This window comes from Cellulophaga baltica (assembly GCF_900102165.1).
In the GTDB taxonomy this organism is placed as follows: domain Bacteria; phylum Bacteroidota; class Bacteroidia; order Flavobacteriales; family Flavobacteriaceae; genus Cellulophaga; species Cellulophaga baltica.
This window is the reverse complement of sequence record NZ_FNBD01000003.1, coordinates 213,628-234,105: the sequence shown is the minus strand read 5'-3', so window position 1 is coordinate 234,105 and position 20,478 is coordinate 213,628. Positions and strand designations below refer to the sequence as shown.

The window sequence follows — 20,478 nt, the reverse complement described above, 5'->3', positions numbered from 1 at the left end:
GTATTAGTACGTAGAAAACTATAAATAATCAACTATGAAACATGTAATCAAAAAAGTGACTTTTTCTTTTATGGCAGCTATGCTTCTTTCGGCTTGCGGAGGGAAAGAGAAGAAAGCAAAAGAAACGTCTTCAGAAGAAGTAAAAGCAAACACTTTAGAAATAGAAAAACCTCAGTTAACCTTTGGTTTTATCAAATTAACAGATATGGCACCTTTAGCAATTGCTAAAGAGAAAGGATTTTTTGAAGAAGAGGGGCTTTATGTTTCTGTAGAAGCGCAATCTAACTGGAAAAATGTTTTAGACCGTGTTATAGACGGGCAATTGGATGGCTCACATATGTTAGCAGGGCAACCTATAGCTGCAGGAGCGGGTTTTGGTAGACAAGCAAAATTAGTCACCGCTTTTTCTATGGATTTAAACGGAAATGGAATTACAGTTTCTAATGATGTTTGGTCTAAGATGAAACCAAATGTTCCCATTGATGAAAATGGAAAACCTGTTCATCCAATAAAAGCAGATGCATTAAAACCAGTGGTTACCGAATATAAAAATAGCGGTAAACCTTTTAAAATGGGAATGGTATTTCCGGTATCTACACATAATTATGAAATACGCTATTGGTTAGCAGCAGCGGGTATTCACCCAGGAATGTATACCGCAGAAAATGTGCAAGGACAAATAGATGCCGAAGTTTTACTTTCTGTGACACCTCCGCCGCAAATGCCAGCAACATTAGAATCAGGAACTATTTATGGGTATTGTGTAGGTGAGCCATGGAACCAGCAAGCAGTTTTTAAAGGAATTGGAGTGCCTGTTGTCACTAATTATGATATCTGGAAAAACAATCCAGAAAAAGTATTTGTAATGACAGAAAAATTTATTGAAGATAATCCAAACACTGCAGTAGCAGTTACAAAAGCACTTATTAGAGCCGGTAAATGGTTAGATGATCCTGCAAATAGACCAGAGGCTGTAAAAATATTATCTATGTCTCAATATGTCGGCGCACCGGAAGAGGTCTTGGCAAATTCTATGACAGGAACTTTTGAATTTGAAAAAGGTGATAAGCGTTCTATGCCAGACTTTAATGTGTTTTATAAGTACAACGCAACATATCCTTTTTATTCTGACGGAATTTGGTTTTTAACACAAATGCGTAGATGGGGGCAAATTCCTGAGGCAAAACCTGCCGCTTGGTATGAAGAGACTATTAAAGATATCTACAGACCAGATGTATGGAAAAAAGCAGCCGACTTATTAGTAGCGGAAGGTAAAATACCGGCAACGGATGTGCCAACTACGGATGGATATAAGCCGGCAACCGCAGATTTTATTGATGGGACAACATATGATGCAAAAGATCCTATTGGATACATTAACAGTTTTGCCATCGGTAACAAAGATTAAGTAGTACAATAACCAAGGAAAAGAACAAAAGATGAAACAAGAAATCACATTGGAAAAAGAAAGCCAAGGCCTTACATTTTTAAAGCCTCTAGCTACACTCTTCAAGGCGAAATTTGAAAAAGATGTTGTATTAAAGTCTTTCAAGAAAACAGGAATTACACTGGTGTCTATTCTTTTGTTCTTAGGCTTATGGCATCTTGGCTCTAAGGCATTATACAATAAGGAAGCTACTTATAAAATAGAGAAAGCTTTGTCAGAACAAGGTCAAGAAGCAGCAGATGCAGAAAGGGCTTGTATAGCATCTGGTGATAGTAGTTGCCAACCTAATACCTTGCCTTCTCCAACACAAGTATGGGCTTCTTTTCAGTCCTTAATAGCAGACCATCAACTTATAAAAGCAAAGAAAGAGGCTTTTGCCACGAAAATGGCAGCTACCAATGAAAAATTGATAGCACAGGGTAAAGATGCTATCATTTATACGGGGCGTGCGTCTTTTGTAGATACGGTTCTAACAAGTATTAAAACGGTGTTCGCAGGCTTTCTGCTAGCACTGATTATTGCTGTGCCTATTGGAATTGTGATTGGTTTGAGTCCGTCGTTACGGAGTGCATTCAATTGGTTTATACAAATATTTAAGCCAGTATCCCCAGTAGTATGGTATTTGCTTGTTTTTATGATTGTAAAGACCTTGTATATAGGTGCAAGCTCTGATAACGCCTTTGTTATCTCGTTTATTAGTGTTGGTCTTTGTGCCATGTGGGCAACTTTAGTAAACACGGCAATGGGGGTTGCATCAGTAGATAAAGATTATATCAATGTGGCAAAAGTGCTAAAACTAGGTACTTTTCAAAAAGTATTTAAAGTAATACTACCATCATCTCTTCCTTTAATTTTTACAGGATTACGCATTACACTGTCTGTAGCATGGATGGTTTTAATTGCGATTGAATTATTGGCACAAAGTCCGGGATTGGGATTATTTGTTTGGGAAGAGTTTCAAAATGGGGCTAATGATTCTAACGCTAAAATTATTGTTGCCATGTTTGTCATCGGGATTATAGGATTTCTTCTAGATAGGCTGATGCTTATGGTACAGCAAATGGTATCATTTAATAAAAATGAAGGAATATAATTTCTTTAAAGCGAAACGTATGGCATATTTAGAATTAAAAAATGTTTGTAAAACTTATGGTCAAGGGGAAAATAGTACAGCGGTGCTTTCTAATATCAATTTGAAGATTGAAGAAGGAGAATTTGTAGCTATTGTGGGCTTTACAGGTAGTGGAAAGACCACTTTGGTGAACCTTATAAACGGACTCATAAAACCTACCAGTGGTGAAGTGTTATTTAAAGGAGAACCAGTAGTAGGTACGAGTCATGAACGTGGGGTTATTTTTCAAAATTACTCATTGCTTCCTTGGTTAACGGTTGCACAGAATGTATCCATGGCGGTGAAAGAAGCTTTTCCTAAAGAAAGTAAAAACGAAATAAAAGATAGGGTTGCTAACTATGTAGAAATGGTAGGTTTATCACATGCAATAAATAAAAGACCAAAAGAATTATCTGGGGGTATGCGTCAACGAGTAGCGGTAGCAAGAGCATTAGCAATGAAACCAGAAATGATTATTATGGATGAACCCTTGGGTGCACTTGATGCGCTGACAAGAGGAAATTTACAAGATGAAATCCTGAATATTTGGAATCAAGATAAGCGTACGGCACTGTTAATCACGAATGATGTTGATGAAGGTATTTATATGGCAGACCGTATCATTCCTTTGAAGCCAGGTCCTAAAGCAACCTTAGGTCCAGAGTTTAAAATAGAAATAGACCGCCCTAGAGATAAGACGGAGCTTAATGATAATCCTAATTTCATGAAAACTAGAAATGAAATTATCGCCTATTTAATGGCTATAGGAGAAGACCGTAAGTCGGTTTCAGAAATAGAATACCTGCTCCCAGATATAGCTCCAAAAAATTTTGTAGACCAATTTTAATAGTAGAACCATGAATTCAGCAACTATAGATACTAAAGACTCTTATTTAGAAAATGGGATTTACTACCCTTCAAAAGTAATGTTAGATCTTAAAGACCTGAAAAAGGTATATCCTACGCCCAAGGGAGATTATGTAGTTCTTGAGAATTTGAATTTGCAAATCATGAAAGAAGAGTTTGTGACCATCATTGGGCACTCTGGTTGTGGTAAAACAACCATGCTTTCCATGATTGCAGGTCTCAACCCTATATCTGGCGGAAATATTTCCGTATTAGGGAACCCCGTAAAAGGTCCTGGTCCAGATCGTGGGGTTATTTTTCAATCACCAAGCTTAATGCCTTGGATGACAGCGTTGCAAAATGTGCTTTTAGGGGTTAATCAAGTATTTCCGCATGCCACAAAAAAACAACGTATAGATATTGCTAAATATTATTTGCACAAAGTGGGTTTAGATGGGGCTTTTAATAAAAAGGCAACAGAATTATCACAAGGAATGCAACAGCGAGTGGGTATTGCAAGAGCTTTTGCTATTAAGCCTAAGGTATTGCTGTTAGATGAGCCTTTCGGAATGTTAGATTCTTTAACAAGGGGTGAGCTCCAAGATATTCTGATAGAAATATGGAATAAAGAAAAAATTACCGCAGTAATGATTACACACGATGTAGATGAAGCCATTTTTCTTGCAGATCGTGTGGTAATGATGACCAGTGGACCCAAAGCCAAGATTGGCGATGTGCTAAATATAGATTTTGAAAGACCAAGAACAAGAAAATCTGTTTTGGAACATCAAGATTACTACAAATATAGAAAGCATTTAATAGATTTCTTAGAACATTAAAACAAGTTGAAAATTTAAAATAACACAATCAAATTTCAAATTATGAAAAAGGAACAATACGTACTTTTAGGGCTCTTCTTATTGGCCACACAATTTATAGCCGCACAATTTACTATAGATGGCGAGTTTAGACCACGAACAGAATACCGTCACGGATTTGGTAGTCCAATAGCGGAAGATGCGGATGCCGGATTTGGAATTTCTACTAGAGCACGTCTAAATTTTGGGTATGCAGATGAATCATACAAAGTGTATTTAAGCTTACAGGATGTAATGACATGGGGAGAAAATAGGCAGCTATTACCTGCCGATGCAAACAATTCTTTTGCCATTTTTGAAGCCTGGGGAGAACTAACCTTGGGAGAAGGTTTTTCAACCAAAATAGGGAGACAAACCTTAGATTATGATGATCAAAGAATATTGGGTTCTGTAGGTTGGGCACAACAAGCACGTAATCATGATGCCGCACTTTTAAAATATAAGAAAAACAAATTTTTATTGGATGTAGGTTTGGCATTTAACCAAGATAAAGCAGATTTATCTGGTTTTTCATCAGTAGGTACAGCATATAGTACAACAGGATTCTTTTCCTATAAAACCATGCAATATGCGTATTTAAAACAAAGCTGGGATGCATTTTCAGGAAGTTTATTGGTATTAAATAATGGTTTTCAAGAATATGAAGATGATGCAACTACGCCAGATGGTACCAGTAGTTTATTAACAATTGGAACCCATTTAGCGTACAAAAAAGGGAAGTTAGGATTGGAGAGTAATATCTTTTTGCAAACAGGACAAAGACAAGGAGAAGTAGATGTAAAGGGGGCTTACTTAGCGAGTCTAGATGCCAGCTTAAAGGCTTCTGATAAAGTAACATTAGGTGCTGGAGTAGAAATTATTAGCGGTAATGATGGTGATGCAGGAGAAACAGGAGCTTTCTTTCCGCTGTACGGAACCAATCATAAGTTTAATGGGTTTATGGATTACTTCTATGTAGGCAACCATGCAAACTCAATAGGTTTATTAGATGTACATGTGAGTGCTAAATTTCAACTAAATGAAACTTCTAGTCTAATGGTAAAAGCGCTGAATTTTAGCGGCGAACAAGAACTGGCTAGTGGAGAGAAATCTTTAGGAACGGAAATAGATTTTGTATTTGCAAAGAAATTTAAAGGATATGGGCTAGCTATTGGATACTCTCAAATGTTTGCTAGTGATGGCATGTATGAATTAAAAGGTATTACAGAAGATGCTGCTGCAGGCGGTCAAAACTGGGCTTGGGTAATGTTGACCATTAAGCCAAAGTTCTTAAATACAGCGTCCAAATAAAGATAAGGTCACTCTTTCTATACACTAACTACTATGATGAAGAATATTTCATTGTAGTAGTTTTTTATTTTAAACAATAAGTAAGAATAATCTTACAAAATTGTATATTTGATGTTTCAACCATTAAATAAGCAAGTATATGAAAACTTATCTCATGCATCGGGTATTACTTTTAGTATTTTCAATATTCATTTTTAGTAGCTGTACTAATGATGATGCGTCTAATTACTATGAAGAAATGGCATCATCTTCTGAACTTTTTATTGCGGGCTCCAAAAATGTACCCACTTATTTTTTTGATAACGAAGGTTATTTTAAACACAATCATACCGCAAAAGGAATAGATGGTTTTATCGAAGGTTTTGAGGAGGCTTCAAAATCTAGTTATGCTGTCAATGATGTTGTTATTGAAAATTCTGGGAGTTGGAATCTTTCTGACGCATTGATTGGTTCTTTGACCAATGATAGAAAATATGGTTCTAAATCGGTTAGAATAAGAAATTCGGGACACTTGATTATGAATTTTGATATGACTAACGGGGTAGAATCTTTGAGTATACGGCATGCCGCATATGGTGCTGATGGAAGCTCTACTTGGCAACTAGTGCTATCTTATGATAGTGGTGTATCATGGTTAACGGTAGGGGATGTGGTGACCACCAATTCCACAATTTTAAACACAGTTGTTTATGAATTAAATGAATTAGGGAGTGCGCGTTTTGGTATTTTAAAATTATCAGGAGGATCTAATCGTGTAAATATTGATAATATTGAAATGAGCATACCAGACGTTTCTGTAGGCGCTGGTGTTGCTTCAAAAGATAGTAATATTACCTTCGGAAACCCTTCTGATGCCGGAGTATTGTCAGATAATTACTATTTAGATAACACAGATTACGTCTTGTCTTATAATAACTCAAAAGGAACAGCAAATTGGGTGAGCTGGCACTTAAGTTCTGCTTGGACAGGAACTACAGAAAGATGTAATTGTTTTAAACAAGATACAGCCCTACCCTCTAGTTTTTTCAGAGCTACTACATCAAATTATACCAATACAGGGTTTAATAGAGGGCATTTGTGTCCGTCTGCAGATAGAAATGGGGATGAAGACTCTAATGAAAACACCTATTACATGACCAATATAGCACCCCAATCTCCTAATAATAACCAAGGAATTTGGGCTAATTTTGAAGACTATTTAAGAGATGTGGCAGCCGAGGGTAATGAAATTCATATAATTGCAGGCGTTGCAGGCGTGGGTGGAACAGGTGCTAACGGAGCTGCAGATTATATTTACAATAACATGATTACGGTGCCCGATACTTTTTGGAAAGTGGCGTTGATATTACCTAATGGTTCAGATGATATTGCAAGAGTAAGCTCTTCTACAAGAATGATTGCCATTAATGTTCCTAATGATCAAGGAATTAGTAGTGATTGGACGCAGTTTACGACATCTGTAGATGCTATAGAAGTTCTTACAGGTTATGATTTATTTGAAAATATACCCAACACTATTGAATCAGTTATAGAAGCAGTAGTAGATAGTGGTCCTGCTATTTAATGATAAAATAAGCAAACAAAAACCCTATCACCATTTTTCAAGAGTATAGGGTTTTTTGTGTGCTATCGGTGTTCAAATTTTTCTAAGTATTCAACTACGTATTTTTAATTTATATTTGTAGAAATATCATTTAATATATGAGCCAGACGATACGAATAGTTTTAGCAGATGACCACTCTTTAGTAAGAGATGGAATTCGTGCTTTGCTTGAAGAAGAAGAAGATTTAGTGGTTGTTGCGGAGGTTTCAAACGGTAAAGAAGCCATTGATATGGTCAATGAGAAAAAGCCAGATCTTCTAATTATTGATATTCGTATGCCGGTAATGAATGGTATAGATGCGGTTGAAATTTTAAACAAGCAAGGTACTGAGACAAAAACAATTATTTTGTCCATGCATGATTCAGAAGAGTATATTTTAAAATCGGTTAGTGCAGGGGCTAATGGGTATTTATTGAAAGATACAGGAAAGACAGAATTTATTAAAGCAATACGTACGGTACAACACGGAGGTAAGTATTTTAGTGGGGATATTTCTAATGTTTTGGTCAATAACCTTTTGAGTGGGAGTAAGCCTGTTTCTGAGAAGCCAAAACACATTAAATCAAGCGATAATCCATTTGATTTGACAAGTAAAGAACTTCAAATTTTAGAATTGATATTGTCAGGTTTAACGAACAAGCAAATCTCGGAAAAATTGGAGAATAGTAAACGTACGGTAGAGACACACCGGTTTAATTTAATGCGCAAGATGGATGTTAAAAACCTTATCGACCTATCTAAAAAAGCACAAGAATTTAACCTAGTCTAAGGGCTAATCGCGTTGTAGTTTGGTAATAATTTGACCTACATTTTTTTCTTCAAAAGATCTAATTCCTTTTAATACGTAGCCAATTATTTTGGACTTAGGGTCTTTTATAAATTTTGCTAATTCTAAAACCAATAAATCTATTTTAGCGATAGCCTCAGGTTTTTGGCTTTCGTCAAGGGCCCATAACAGATTTGTACTGTTCCATGATTGTTGTCTGGCCTTACGCATGCTAAAATCAATCACCTTTTCATCTGTGTTTTTTCCCAAAAGATCTAATAAGAAAAGTAATGGGGAAACACGACTTAAACGGTCTTGCATTTCATTGGTGATATTAAAAAGAATATCATTTACAGTATTAAAATCTTTTTCAATAAGCGTTAGCTCTTTTCCTTTCATAGTAGCCGCCGTTGCGATGCCTAAATCTAGATTTATGTGCGCATTGATTCCTAACATAATATGTTGTAGAATGGTCAGTTCTTCTGTTGCATTTTCAAAAGAAAATAACCAAGAAGCACTTACGCTATTCCCTTTAGTATGCTCTTGGTAGGCGTCTATGTACAAATTGGCAAAAGCAACATCCATCTATTCTAATTGTGCATTGTCTTCAAAACTGCCACGTTCTACTTCCTTTAAAATTTCGGCAGTAGTTCTTCGGTATAAATAAGCAAATAAGCCCAATCGGCTATTTTTAGCAATACATTCTTCTATGATAGTATCCAGTACAACCAGTACTTCTTTGATGGTTTTAGGTTTGTTCATTAGAGCAATAAAAAAGTTTTACTTCCTAAAAGTACCATTTTCTCTCTAGTACCTACCATGTCGGGCGCTATATGCTGCATAATTTTGTCATTAAGTTTTAATATAAAAAATAAACAAATGAAAAAGACGGCATTAATTGTAGGAGGAAGCAGTGGAATAGGAAAAGCTACAGCGCAAAGATTATTAAAAGAAGGAGTAGAAGTGCATATTGTTGGTACCAATGACACGAAACTCAATGCTTTTAAAAGTGAGGTTTCGGAGAATTTACATTGTCATAAGGTTGATATTACAAACCTTAGTGCAGTAAGTGAGCTAAATAGTATGGTTGATGGATGGGAAAATTTGGACTATCTCGTAAATGCTTCTGGGATTTTTGGACCTAAACCATTCTTGGATCATACGGTAGAAGATTATGATTCTTATCAAGATTTAAATCGTGGTTTCTTTTTTATTACACAAAATGCGGCCAAAAAAATGGCGGCTACAGGTGGCGGAGCCATTGTAAATGTAGGTTCTATGTGGGCAAAACAAGCCGTAAAAGCAACACCTTCTTCGGCGTATTCTATGCAAAAAGCAGGATTGCATTCTCTTACACAACATTTAGCTATGGAGCTTGCGGATCATAAAATTCGTGTCAATGCAGTTTCTCCTGCTCTTGTAGAAACACCGGTGTATGATAGTGTTTTTGGTGATGCAGAAAAAGCACACGAAGCTTTAAAGGGGTTTAATGCGTTTCATCCAATTGGAAGAATAGGGCAGCCGGAAGATGTTGCGGAAACCATACATTTTTTATTATCAGATAAAGCCTCATGGGTAACAGGTGCCATTTGGGATACTGACGGTGGTGTAATGTCTGGGAGAAATTAAGTCCAATTTTTAATAAAGGATAAGAGGGGTGTCTTATCTTATTTTTTTTAATCTTTATAAAATATAAGTAATATGTATACAATGGATAATTTAAAGCACTTAGGTGCTTTGGAAAAAAATGCGAGTCCGGCTATGAAAGCATTTCAAGCTTTTGACAAAGAAGCCCTGAGTGATGGCGTAATTCCTAAAAAATACAAAGAATTAATTGCGATTGCAGTAGCATTAACAACTCAATGCCCTTATTGTTTAGAAATACATAAAGAGCAAGCTGTTACAGCGGGTGTTACACAAGAAGAATTAGCAGAAGTAACCTTTATCGCAGCTGCCTTGAGAGCAGGAGCAGCCGTGGTTCATGGAACTCATTTAATGAATAAGTAATGATACAAACTACCTCTAAGTATTTAATAATAGGCGCAGGCCTTTCAGGATTAATAACAGCATATGAGTTGTACAAAGCGGGCGAAAAAGATGTTATTGTTTTAGATGCTAGAGCAACCATTGGAGGTAGGATTTTGACTACTAATCAGATCGATTTTGGCGCTACTTGGTTTCAAAATCATCACACACATGTGGCTGGCTTGTTGAGGGAATTGAAGATTAAAAAATTCCCTCAATATACGAAAGGACAGAGTGTTTTGGTGTATAGTACTATGGCACCTGAGCATTATTTTCAAAATGATCCTAGTGCACCATCTGCACACAGAATTGCAGGAGGATCTATGGCAGTAATTAAAAAATTAGCAGCACCTTTCTCTAATCAAATACATACAGATACCACAGTTCTAGCGATGGAAGATCTTGGTAATAGCATAAAAGTAGTAACCAATAAAGGTGTATATAGCGCAGAAAAAGTTGTGAGTACCATTCCGCCACGGATTGCAACACGAATAGATTTTTTACCAGCATTACCCAACAATGTTACTGAGGTGATGAAAATTACGCATACTTGGATGAGTAATGCTATAAAGGTTGGACTAAAATTTAAGCAGCCTTTTTGGAGAGCTAGAAATTTATCAGGAACGGTCATTGGGCAAGTAGGTGCTGTAACAGAATTGTATGATCATAGCAATCATGCGGAAACGGAATTTGGTTTAATGGGCTTTGTAAATGAAGCGCTAAGAGATGTAACTCCTGAAGAACGACAAGCAAAAATTCTTGCGTATCTTACTAAATATTTAGGCGAAGAAATCATGGAGTACACCTCCTATAATGAAAAGGATTGGTCGCAGGATAAAAACACTTCTTGTGAAACTATTAAATCTATTTATATGAGTCCGGCGTATGGAAATCCTGTTTTTGCCGACTTCTATATGAATGGGAAACTGTTGTTTTCTGGGGCAGAAACATCGCCCCTGTACGGAGGTTATATGGATGGGGCTATTTATAGTGGAAAATTAGCGGCCGAAAAATTAAAGCACTAGTGAAAGATTCTCAAAAAATAGAGCAATATCACCTACATAAAGCGCACCCTAATAAGTTGCAGTTTCAACTGCATGATCTTAAAAGCTACCGAAAAAAAAATCCAGAAAAAGCAGCCGTACCACATTCACATAGTTACTATCAATTATTATGGTTTTTCAATGCAGGAGGTACACACACGGTAGATTTCAATTCATATGAGATTAAAGAAAATATGGTGCTTTTTACGAATAAAGATCAGATTCATTTTTTTGATGATAACCTAGAAGTAGAAGGTTGGTTAATTCATTTTAATGAGAGTTTTTTTATGCATTCAGATGTTGATATTTTCTTGAAATATAACATTTTCAATATCGAGCAAAATCCTTGCTATCTATTGGATTGTAATACGGTAAAAATTGCAACCCATCATATAGAATTAATAGCAAAAGAATTGCCCAATAAACTAAGTTTTGGTCATGAAGATATGATTCGTTTTTTGCTTAAATCGCTCTTAATAACCATGGAGCGTATTCATTATTCAGATAGTAGTAGAAAGCTGCAAATAAATAACCATTATGAGCGACAGTTTTTTGCCTTCAAAGATCTTTTAGAGCTTCATTATAGAGAGGGGCTCGCGATAAAAGATTATGCCAATTTGCTAAATACTTCCGCTAAGACATTAACCACCATTACTAAAAGTGTGGTAGGTAAAGCACCATCCGAATTGGTGAAAGAACGCATAATACTGGAGGCTAAACGCTTATTAAAATTTACAAGCCTACCTATAAATGAAGTAGCATTTCGTTTAGGTTTTGAAGACGACTCTTATTTTATTAAATATTTTAAAAGAACGATAGGCATGTCCCCTAAGGCCTACCGGGGCACTATATCATAGCTTTTTTACCTACATTTCTGAGCATAAATCTGTTTTTTTGATATTTGTTAATTATTGATATATCAAAACCTTAGGCTGATTATTATTAAATCAGCACTACGTATTTATACGTATTTTTTGTACCTTTCGATGGCTAATTATGATGCGTTTGCATCTAGATTTAAAATCATGCAAAAGAATACAACACACAAAACGATATGTTCCTACTGCGGAGTAGGCTGCGGAATAGTAGTAGAGAAAGATTCAAAAGGTGTTTTGAGTGTAGAAGGAGATGAAAATTACCCTGTGAATTCTGGAATGTTATGCTCTAAAGGTAAAAACCTAAACTACGTAGCGCAAGATACTTCAGATCGAATTTTGTATCCTGAAATGCGTTGGAGTAGAAACCACCCTTTACAACGGGTCTCTTGGGAAACTGCGTTTGATCGGGCGGCAGCAGTTTTTAAAAGTATCATAGCAAAGCATGGTCCGGATAGCGTAGGTTTTTATGTGTCTGGACAGTGTTTAACAGAAGAATATTACTTAGCAAACAAAATTATTAAAGGGTTTATTGGGAGTAACAATATAGATACCAACTCTCGTTTGTGCATGAGTTCTGCGGTAGTAGGCTACAAAAAAACAGTCGGTGATGATGCAGTACCTATTGCATATGCTGATATAGAATTAGCAGATTGTTTTCTAATTGCTGGAGCAAATCCTGCTTGGTGTCACCCCATATTATTTAGACGTTTAGAAAAACATAAAGAGGAAAATCCGAATGTAAAAATTATAGTAGTAGATCCTCGTAAAACGCAGACCTGCGCTTCTGCAGATTTGCATTTACAAATCCTTCCAGGAACAGATGTTCTCTTATTTAATGCTATTGCTAGGCTCTTAATAGAAAAGAAAAAGATAGATAAGAATTTCATAAAAAAGCATACAGAAAATTTTGAGGCGTGTAAAGCAAGTGCTTTTGAGTTAACCATTCGTCAGGCGGCAGATAAATGTGGAATTCCAGCAGATGAAATTAAAAAAGCAGCTCAGTATATTGGTAATGCAAAAGGCTTTATTAGCATGTGGACTATGGGGCTCAACCAGAGTGTTATTGGTGTTTCTAAAAATGTATCCTTACTTAATTTATCGCTGTTAACAGGCCAAATAGGAAAACCAGGATCAGGCCCTTTTTCACTTACAGGGCAACCAAATGCTATGGGAGGTCGTGAGGTTGGCGGAATGGCAAACTTATTGGCGGCACATAAAGATTTAAGTAATCCTGAACATAGAAAAGAAGTGGCAGATTTTTGGGGAGGAAAACCTATTCAGGAAAAGCCAGGGTATACAGCAACAGAAATGTTTGATGCGCTTGATGAAGGAAAGCTAAAAGCTATTTGGATTATTTGTACCAACCCTGTGGTGAGTATGCCTAATTCTAATAAGATAGAACGGGCTTTAAAGAAAGCTAGCTTTGTTGTGGTGCAAGAAATCTCTCATAATTCTGAAACTACAAAATTTGCAGATCTAGTTTTGCCAGCAGCAGGTTGGCTAGAAAAAGAAGGTACAATGACTAATTCAGAACGTAGAATTAGTTATTTGCCAAAAGTAATTGATGCTCCCGGAGAGGCTTTGCCCGATGCGGAAATCTTATGGCGTTTTGCACAAGCAATGGATTTTGAAGGGTTTAATTATACCAATGCTAGTGAGGTGTATGATGAGCATTGCTTGTTAACAAAAGGTACCGATATAGATATATCAGGATTGTCTTATTCTAGACTTAAAAACGAAGGTAGTTTTCAATGGCCAGTACCACACAATACCCATCCAGGAACGCCAAGGTTGTTTACTGACCTAGTTTTTAGTACACCAGATAAAAAGGCACATTTTAATGCGCCAGCCGAAGTTTATAATACATCAGAAGAAACAAATATAGAATACCCACTAATCTTAAATACAGGTAGAGTTCGTGATCAATGGCATACCCGTACAAAAACAGGGAAAGTAAATAGATTACTCACTCATATTCCGCATCCTTATTTAGAAATGAATAAGGTGGATGCTTTTTTAAGGCGATTAAAAGAAGGCGATATAGCAGTTATTAAAAGTAGACGTGGAGAAGTTCAGGTAAAAGTGACTATTAATTATGACATTCGGGAACAAGTAGTCTTTATGCCTATGCATTGGGGTAAAGTTTTAAATAATGACTTTGGGCGTGCCAATAATTTAACCAATGATATTGTAGACCCTGTGTCTAAAGAACCAGATTTTAAATATTGTGCCGTTCAAGTGGCAAAATATGTCAAACCAAAGCAGAAAGTTGTCATTATTGGTGCTGGTGCTGCAGCATATCGTTTTATTCAATCGTACAGAGAAAAGAATGATGTTGATGAGTTGCATGTTTTTTCAAAAGAACAGGATCCATTCTACAATCGGGTATTACTTCCAGAGTATGTAAGTGATGAACTTTCCTGGGCAGCCTTAGAGAAGCTTAAAAAAGGAGAACTTAAAAAGTTAGATGTCGTGTTACATCCTGGAGTTGGAATTTCTCAAATTGAGGATAAAGAAAAATTCGTGGTAGATGCTAATGGTGTGAAGCATATGTTTGATTTGTTGGTCATGGCAACAGGGAGTAGGGCATTTGTGCCTAGTGATGTGCAAATAAAACTTCCGGGCAGATTTACCATGCGTGAACGTGGTGATGCAGATCGATTAAAAACCTATTTGAGAGAAACAGGCTTGCAAAATGAAGAGCAACATGTGGTTATCGTAGGGGGTGGTTTATTAGGACTAGAACTTGCGGCGGCACTAAAAAAAATACAGGTAAATATTAGTATTATTCAGCGTGCACCTAGATTAATGGAGCGCCAGTTAGATGATGTTGCTAGTAAATTATTAGCACAGGATGTCGTAGAGCGTGGTATTAATCTTTATTTTGATAATGAAGTAAGTACCGTTTTTAAGGAGAAATCTAGTGATCATACTTTACTGGTAAATTTAAAAACAGGAAAAACTATTAAATGCAATGCTATTGTTTATGCTATTGGTACCAGGCCAAATATAGAACTGGCAAAGCAAACCAAATTAAAAACAAGAAGAGGTGTGGTGGTTAATTCCTATTTGCAAACCAGCAATCCATCTATTTATGCTTTAGGAGAAATAGCAGAGTTTAATAATCAATTGTTCGGAATTACGTCTGCAGCAGAACAGCAAGCAGATATTGCTGCGAACTATATTTTAGGAGATTTCAGTAGCATCTATAATGGCTCTGTTTTAATGAATATTCTAAAATTTGAGAATTTAGACCTGTGTAGTATAGGAATGGTAAATTCTCCTGCAGGCGACAGTAGTTTTGAAGAAATTATTCTGATGGATGTAAACAAGCGTTTTTACAAAAAATGTATCGTTAAAGACGATACCCTCAAAGGAGCCATCCTAATGGGTGATAAGAACGAGTTTGCAGAATTTAAGCGTTTGATAGAAGAAGAGATTGAACTCTCGGAAAAACGAAATGAATTACTTCGTGGAGCTTCAAATACGGCTCCGATGAAAGGAAAACTGGTATGCTCTTGCAGTCAGGTAGGAGAAGGTAATGTTATAGAAGCCATCCAAGGCGGATGTTCAGATTTCACAAAATTATGCTCAGAAACAGGAGCAGGTCTGGGATGTGGAAGTTGTAAACCAGAAATAAAAGAACTATTAAAAAATCAGCTTCAATTAAGCCATTAATGCATACAATTATGAATGATGATTTACATAGAATATTGCTAAAAGGAGGAGTTACCTCTCCCGGAGAATTAAAAGATGTGATTACCATGTTGGAAGCAGCAGGGCTTAAAGAAGTTTACTTTGGTTCTAGGCAAGATTTGCTTTTTCCATTAAACAATGCAGATGAAGAGCAGCTAGAGCGCATTTCTAAATACAATACAACAATTATTGGCGAGCGTTCCTATCAAAATATAGTATCTTCTTATGTCTGTGCAGATATTTTTGATATGACCTATTGGTTAAAAGGATCTACCTATTTGTACATACTTGAAGGGTTTGATTATGCGCCAAAACTTAAAATAAATATTACAGATGCTAAACAGCGTCTTGTCCCTATTTTTAGTGGGAATTTAAATTTTATAGCCTCAGAAAGTGAAGACTACTGGTATCTGAATGTAAAATTACCACACTGGGATGCAGGGGCATTTTATCCTGTTCTAGTGTACAGCTGGGATATTAATACCATCTCAAAAGCAATAGAAGCTATTTTTGATGATATTCAAGATGTAGATGAGTTGTTTTTTGTGTTGAATAAAAATCTAGAAACCAATAATAAAACTATAGAAAAAGAGCTAGAAGTCCCCTACCTAACATTTCCTTATTATGAAGGGATGAATAGGATGGGGCTAGATCAATATTGGCTAGGATTGTATTGGAGAAATAATAGATACGATTTAAATTTCTTAAAAGAGTTTTGTGGTTTTTGTTTGGATAATAGTGTGGGTAAAATATGCATTACCCCTTGGAAGTCTTTTATTGTAAAAGGAATAAAAAGACAGAGTAGACCAGATTTAGAAAAATTTTTAGGACAGTGGGGTATCAATATTCGGCATTCACAATTAGAGATGAACTGGCATTTGCCTGTTGATGATATTGAGGCCTTAGAATTAAAGAAATTTTTGGTATTAAGTTTTGATCAAAATGATATTAGTACGTATGGGTTAACCTTCGGACTAAGTAATGAATCTGGAAAACGCACCCATTTTTCTTCGGTGGTCATTGAAAAAAATACAGCGCCAACCATAGTAAAAGACTTTGCAATACGGCCAACGTATAATGTACTGCATTTTAAAAACTTTGATCCTAATACTCAAATCTATGAGGTGTACGCTCAGGATGTAGATAAAATAGAATTGCCAGGTTTATTAATGGAACTGAGTAAAAAGTACTTTAAACAATTAGGGCAAGAAAAAATCATCAAAGAAGAAACTAAAAAGGCATCAGAGCAATTAGTTAGAGAAGTCTACCAATGTACATCGTGCTTTACGGTTTATGATAAGGAATATGGAGATGTGTCATTAGGGATTCCTGCAGGAACGTTATTTGAAGATTTACCAGAAGATTATTGTTGTCAAGTATGTGATGCAAAAAAAACAAATTTTGATAAAATAGAACTTCAACTATCTTAAAATAAATAATTGGTTATATTGTTTCTGAAATGCGTTCCATAAAAAAATAATTTTTTAGAACCTGTAGTAAGATATGATAGGCGATTTTAAAATTTTAGAAAAGCAAAAACTTCGTATAAATGTATTAATAGGCTTAGGTCTTACGACTATTCCTATCCTAACTTCTCCTGATGTAAATCTGGGCTTAGAATTATTCAAAGTGGCGCCTTTTCAAAGAAATTTTCTGAGCTATCAATTATTAACGATTTTCTTTTTTACTAGTTATTATTACATCATACCTAATTTTTATTTTAATAAAAAATGGTTGTATTTAGTGCTAATTTTAATCGTTGGATATTTGTTGGTTATAAAATTTCCACAATTTTTGATTAGTGATTTTTCTGTGCATAAATCAAATAATCTGCATTTAAGACCACTTAGAGATGGTGTTTCTAGGTCAACTAGATTCGGTTCAATAAATTTTATTCTATCGAGAGATAGTCATTTGCTTCATTTCATTGGTATTTTTTTCCTTTCGCTCTACTTAAGAGTAAATGAAAGATTGACAGAGATAAACAATGAGAAGCTTTTAACAGAAATAGCTTATTTGAAATCTCAAATAAATCCTCATTTTTTATTTAACACGTTAAATAGCTTGTTTGCGCTAGCCTTGACAAAATCAGACAAAACACCGCAAGCTATTTTGCAATTATCAGATTTAATGCGTTATGTAATTACCCAAAATAATCAGCAGTTTATAGCTTTAGATAAAGAAGTTGGATATTTAAAAAGTTTCATTGATTTACAAAAACTTAGATTGACGAAAAAAACAACTTTAAGAACTGAATTTCGTGGAGATTTTGAAAATCAGGAAATAAATCCATTAATGTTAATCTGTATTATTGAAAATGCTTTTAAATATGGTTCTGATGTTGAGAATAACTCTGAAATTGAAATAAGTTTAGTTCTCGAAGACAATATTTTAAAACTAAACGTAACTAATACAATAGTAAAATCAACAGAGAGAATAAAAAATCAGTCCACTTCATTGGGGCTAAAAAACACTAAAAAACAACTAGAGCTATTTTATGCAAATAAGTATAAGCTGAATGTTGTTAGTAATATGGAATACTTCAAAGTTAATCTTGAGATAGAATTAAAATGATAAAAGCAATTGCTATAGATGACGAGCCATTGGCCTTACAGGTTATTCAAGTTTATTGTGATTCATTGAGCAATATTTCTTTAGAAAAAACTTTTTCTGATTTAAACAAAGCTAAAACCTTTCTAAACAAATTTCCTGTAGACGTAATTTTTTTAGATATAGAAATGCCAAATAAGAGTGGAATAGATTTCTATAAATCCTTAAATATAGATGTGAAAGTAATTTTTACAACGGCCTATGAAAAATATGCAATAGAAGGGTTTAATGTTGATGCAATTGATTATTTACTAAAACCAATTTCATTTGAGCGCTTTAAAAAAGCAGTTCTGAGAGTTCAAAATTTTAAGGCTATTACCGTTGATAATTTTGATGCGAATACGCATTTATCTATTCGTGCTAATTACAAATTAAACCGTATTCCTATTGATCTAATCATTTATGTAGAAGCTATGAATGATTATGTTAAGATTTATATAGATGGTGAAAGGGCTATTGTAGCACGTGCTACAATGAAAAATATTTTACAAGAATTACCATGCTTAAAATTTATCAGAATACATAAGTCTTTTATAGTTTCCATTAACTATATAAAAAATATCAGTGCAATAGATGTAGTTATTGCAGATAGGAGTCTTCCTATAGGTAACAGTTATAAAAAGGATTTAGACCAGCTCTTTCCTTAATATTAACCGCAAACATTGCTGTGTTTATCGCATTTTTTTTTATACCGTTGCAGTATCAAATACCTTTATTTTTTAATAGTTTAAAATCTTAGAAAATGAAAGTTCAAAAATTAAAACCAATATTTTTATCTTTTCTTTTCATTGTATTTGTGGCATGTGGTTCAGACGACACAACTAATGATGAGATAGTAGATACAACTGATGATGATACAACAAGCGCAACAGAATGTACCACAACTGGTACTGTTGATCAATCTACAAATACCGAGATAGAAACTATGCGAGCTGCAGTAGTGAGCTTTAGGAATTCTTTGTCTGATGATTTATTGGAGGAAATTTCAGTTTGTTTAGATGATGAGCGTTTCTATTTATGGCATAATACACCAGCAAACGATGACAATAGAGATGGTATCACATATGGCGATTTAACAGCTGATCAATTAATAGCTTTTAAAGATATTTTACAACTATTCTTAAGTTCTCAAGGATATCAGAAAGTATATGAAATTACAGAATTATCTGAAGGTTGGTTAAATAACGTGATGAGTGATGTTTGGAACCCTGATTTTTACTCAATTGATATGTTTGGTGACCCAGAAACGAGTGGCTCTTGGGGTTTTCAATTAGACGGCCACCATTGTGTGCTTAACTTTTTGGTGCATGGCGATAATGTTTCTATTGTACCTGCTTTCTTAGGAGGGGAACCTGCAGCTGATACTTGGAACGGCGAAGATTTTGATATATTTTCTGATGAAAGAGATTTAGCGCTAACACTGTACAATAGCTTTGATTCGACAGAACTTGCAGCGGCTTCAACAACCTCTACAACACACTCTTTAGAAGTGGGGCCTGCTGATATGAATGGGGATCCCGATCCTTATAGAGGAACTTATGATTATTCAGGATTCGCCATAGGTTTAAAATATTCCGAAATGTCTACAGCTGCACAAGCAAATCTATTACTGGTAATGAAAGAGTATGTCTATAATTTAACAGACAATTTCGCGGATGTTTGGTGGGCAGATGTTAGCGCAAATATAGATGACACCTATTTTGTTTGGATAAATGACTCTGGGACCACGCCTACTGCAACATCCGAATTTTATTATAGAATTTACAATCCATATTTATGGGCTGAATTTAATACCGAAGGTTCTACAGGGGCAAATGCTAGTACAATAGCAGATTATAATCATATTCATACTATTACGCGTATCCCTAACAATCCTACTACAGATGACGGTGGAGATTATGGTATTTTTGCGCTAATGATAAATCAAAATGGTCCTAAAACGCTTTTAGAGCATTACGCCCATGCAGACCATCATAAGTATACGCACAAGAAATTTGACTATACCCTTAGTGTTACGTTATAAGATTTTTTAAAAAAAACGGACATTGAATACTATTAAAAGTGAAAACTGATACTTACCAAAGTGTTAGTTTTCACTTTTTGGCTTGTAGCCATCTAGATTTAAGTATAAGGGTTACTTTATCCAAAAAAGTAAACTAAATCTATGAAAACTTGTATTTCAAATTTTCTAATAATTTAGATAGAGCTCTACTGTCCTTGCGGTCTCGGCTAAATTTAGTAATTTTACCTACTTATTTATTTGTGATCGAAGCCATTTTTTATG

16 protein-coding genes and 1 pseudogene are annotated in these 20,478 nt (G+C 35.2%); 16 read left to right on the top strand and 1 reads right to left on the bottom strand.

All coding sequences use genetic code 11. From position 1 onward, the window contains the following. The first annotated feature begins 34 nt into the window (after positions 1-34). From BLQ19_RS06720 to BLQ19_RS06690, 7 genes are all read left to right on the top strand, one after another. A complete protein-coding gene (locus BLQ19_RS06720) occupies positions 35-1,408 on the top strand; it encodes a CmpA/NrtA family ABC transporter substrate-binding protein (RefSeq protein ID WP_074537813.1) in 1,374 nt (457 codons plus the stop codon). A 31-nt stretch (positions 1,409-1,439) separates the two neighbouring features. Beyond that, on the top strand, positions 1,440-2,540 hold the full coding sequence (locus tag BLQ19_RS06715) for an ABC transporter permease (protein ID WP_024482467.1): 1,101 nt from the start codon (positions 1,440-1,442) through the stop codon (positions 2,538-2,540). Positions 2,541-2,559: 19 nt separating this feature from the next. Beyond that, the gene (locus tag BLQ19_RS06710; protein ID WP_024482468.1) at positions 2,560-3,405 is read left to right on the top strand and encodes an ABC transporter ATP-binding protein; all 846 of its coding nucleotides are present in this window, start codon (positions 2,560-2,562) and stop codon (positions 3,403-3,405) included. A 10-nt stretch (positions 3,406-3,415) separates the two neighbouring features. Further along, positions 3,416-4,243, top strand: a complete 828-nt coding sequence (locus BLQ19_RS06705) for an ABC transporter ATP-binding protein (RefSeq protein WP_074537812.1) — start codon at positions 3,416-3,418, stop codon at positions 4,241-4,243. A 42-nt stretch (positions 4,244-4,285) separates the two neighbouring features. Next, positions 4,286-5,572, top strand: coding sequence for an alginate export family protein (locus tag BLQ19_RS06700; RefSeq protein WP_074537811.1), 1,287 nt, complete (start codon positions 4,286-4,288; stop codon positions 5,570-5,572). A 139-nt stretch (positions 5,573-5,711) separates the two neighbouring features. Next, positions 5,712-7,136 (top strand): DNA/RNA non-specific endonuclease, encoded by a 1,425-nt coding sequence (locus tag BLQ19_RS06695; RefSeq protein WP_074537810.1) that lies wholly within the window; start codon positions 5,712-5,714, stop codon positions 7,134-7,136. A 137-nt stretch (positions 7,137-7,273) separates the two neighbouring features. After that, on the top strand, positions 7,274-7,945 hold the full coding sequence (locus BLQ19_RS06690; protein WP_029450481.1) for a response regulator transcription factor: 672 nt from the start codon (positions 7,274-7,276) through the stop codon (positions 7,943-7,945). 3 nt (positions 7,946-7,948) lie between these two features. Here the strand turns inward: BLQ19_RS06690 and BLQ19_RS06685 are convergent. Next, a pseudogene (locus BLQ19_RS06685) lies at positions 7,949-8,704 on the bottom strand (DUF5995 family protein). Between the two features lie 117 nt (positions 8,705-8,821). On the opposite strand from BLQ19_RS06685, the gene BLQ19_RS06680 reads away from it, so the two are divergent. The 9 genes from BLQ19_RS06680 to BLQ19_RS06640 all read left to right on the top strand — a co-directional run bounded on the left by BLQ19_RS06680 (position 8,822) and on the right by BLQ19_RS06640 (position 20,217). Continuing rightward, positions 8,822-9,571, top strand: coding sequence for an SDR family NAD(P)-dependent oxidoreductase (locus BLQ19_RS06680; protein WP_025616380.1), 750 nt, complete (start codon positions 8,822-8,824; stop codon positions 9,569-9,571). Positions 9,572-9,652: 81 nt separating this feature from the next. Then, positions 9,653-9,949, top strand: coding sequence for a carboxymuconolactone decarboxylase family protein (locus BLQ19_RS06675; RefSeq protein ID WP_254788265.1), 297 nt, complete (start codon positions 9,653-9,655; stop codon positions 9,947-9,949). Further along, on the top strand, positions 9,949-10,992 hold the full coding sequence (locus BLQ19_RS06670) for a flavin monoamine oxidase family protein (RefSeq protein WP_074537807.1): 1,044 nt from the start codon (positions 9,949-9,951) through the stop codon (positions 10,990-10,992). Before BLQ19_RS06675 ends, BLQ19_RS06670 begins: the two co-directional genes overlap by 1 nt. Continuing rightward, positions 10,992-11,867: a helix-turn-helix domain-containing protein gene (locus tag BLQ19_RS06665; protein ID WP_074537806.1), complete on the top strand. Its 876-nt coding sequence runs from the start codon at positions 10,992-10,994 to the stop codon at positions 11,865-11,867. The genes BLQ19_RS06670 and BLQ19_RS06665 overlap by 1 nt, the downstream gene beginning before the upstream one ends. Before the next feature lie 168 nt (positions 11,868-12,035). Next, positions 12,036-15,566 carry a nitrate reductase gene (locus tag BLQ19_RS06660; RefSeq protein WP_074537952.1) on the top strand — a complete coding sequence of 1,177 codons (3,531 nt, stop codon included), beginning with the start codon at positions 12,036-12,038 and terminating at the stop codon, positions 15,564-15,566. 11 nt (positions 15,567-15,577) lie between these two features. Next, complete coding sequence (locus tag BLQ19_RS06655; protein WP_074537951.1) at positions 15,578-17,014, top strand: rubredoxin; 1,437 nt, start codon at positions 15,578-15,580, stop codon at positions 17,012-17,014. Between the two features lie 73 nt (positions 17,015-17,087). Continuing rightward, the gene (locus BLQ19_RS06650) at positions 17,088-18,158 is read left to right on the top strand and encodes a sensor histidine kinase (protein WP_074537805.1); all 1,071 of its coding nucleotides are present in this window, start codon (positions 17,088-17,090) and stop codon (positions 18,156-18,158) included. Next, on the top strand, positions 18,155-18,841 hold the full coding sequence (locus tag BLQ19_RS06645) for a LytR/AlgR family response regulator transcription factor (protein WP_034666419.1): 687 nt from the start codon (positions 18,155-18,157) through the stop codon (positions 18,839-18,841). The genes BLQ19_RS06650 and BLQ19_RS06645 overlap by 4 nt, the downstream gene beginning before the upstream one ends. A gap of 95 nt (positions 18,842-18,936) precedes the next feature. Continuing rightward, complete coding sequence (locus BLQ19_RS06640) at positions 18,937-20,217, top strand: DUF3500 domain-containing protein (RefSeq protein ID WP_083332207.1); 1,281 nt, start codon at positions 18,937-18,939, stop codon at positions 20,215-20,217. Positions 20,218-20,478: the final 261 nt, after the last annotated feature.

Coding starts and splice junctions, on each gene's coding strand:
- BLQ19_RS06720 (WP_074537813.1), top strand. CDS start 35: ATGAAACATGTAATCAAAAAAGTGACTTTTTCTTTTATGGCAGCTATG.
- BLQ19_RS06715 (WP_024482467.1), top strand. CDS start 1,440: ATGAAACAAGAAATCACATTGGAAAAAGAAAGCCAAGGCCTTACATTT.
- BLQ19_RS06710 (WP_024482468.1), top strand. CDS start 2,560: ATGGCATATTTAGAATTAAAAAATGTTTGTAAAACTTATGGTCAAGGG.
- BLQ19_RS06705 (WP_074537812.1), top strand. CDS start 3,416: ATGAATTCAGCAACTATAGATACTAAAGACTCTTATTTAGAAAATGGG.
- BLQ19_RS06700 (WP_074537811.1), top strand. CDS start 4,286: ATGAAAAAGGAACAATACGTACTTTTAGGGCTCTTCTTATTGGCCACA.
- BLQ19_RS06695 (WP_074537810.1), top strand. CDS start 5,712: ATGAAAACTTATCTCATGCATCGGGTATTACTTTTAGTATTTTCAATA.
- BLQ19_RS06690 (WP_029450481.1), top strand. CDS start 7,274: ATGAGCCAGACGATACGAATAGTTTTAGCAGATGACCACTCTTTAGTA.
- BLQ19_RS06680 (WP_025616380.1), top strand. CDS start 8,822: ATGAAAAAGACGGCATTAATTGTAGGAGGAAGCAGTGGAATAGGAAAA.
- BLQ19_RS06675 (WP_254788265.1), top strand. CDS start 9,653: ATGGATAATTTAAAGCACTTAGGTGCTTTGGAAAAAAATGCGAGTCCG.
- BLQ19_RS06670 (WP_074537807.1), top strand. CDS start 9,949: ATGATACAAACTACCTCTAAGTATTTAATAATAGGCGCAGGCCTTTCA.
- BLQ19_RS06660 (WP_074537952.1), top strand. CDS start 12,036: ATGCAAAAGAATACAACACACAAAACGATATGTTCCTACTGCGGAGTA.
- BLQ19_RS06655 (WP_074537951.1), top strand. CDS start 15,578: ATGAATGATGATTTACATAGAATATTGCTAAAAGGAGGAGTTACCTCT.
- BLQ19_RS06650 (WP_074537805.1), top strand. CDS start 17,088: ATGATAGGCGATTTTAAAATTTTAGAAAAGCAAAAACTTCGTATAAAT.
- BLQ19_RS06645 (WP_034666419.1), top strand. CDS start 18,155: ATGATAAAAGCAATTGCTATAGATGACGAGCCATTGGCCTTACAGGTT.
- BLQ19_RS06640 (WP_083332207.1), top strand. CDS start 18,937: ATGAAAGTTCAAAAATTAAAACCAATATTTTTATCTTTTCTTTTCATT.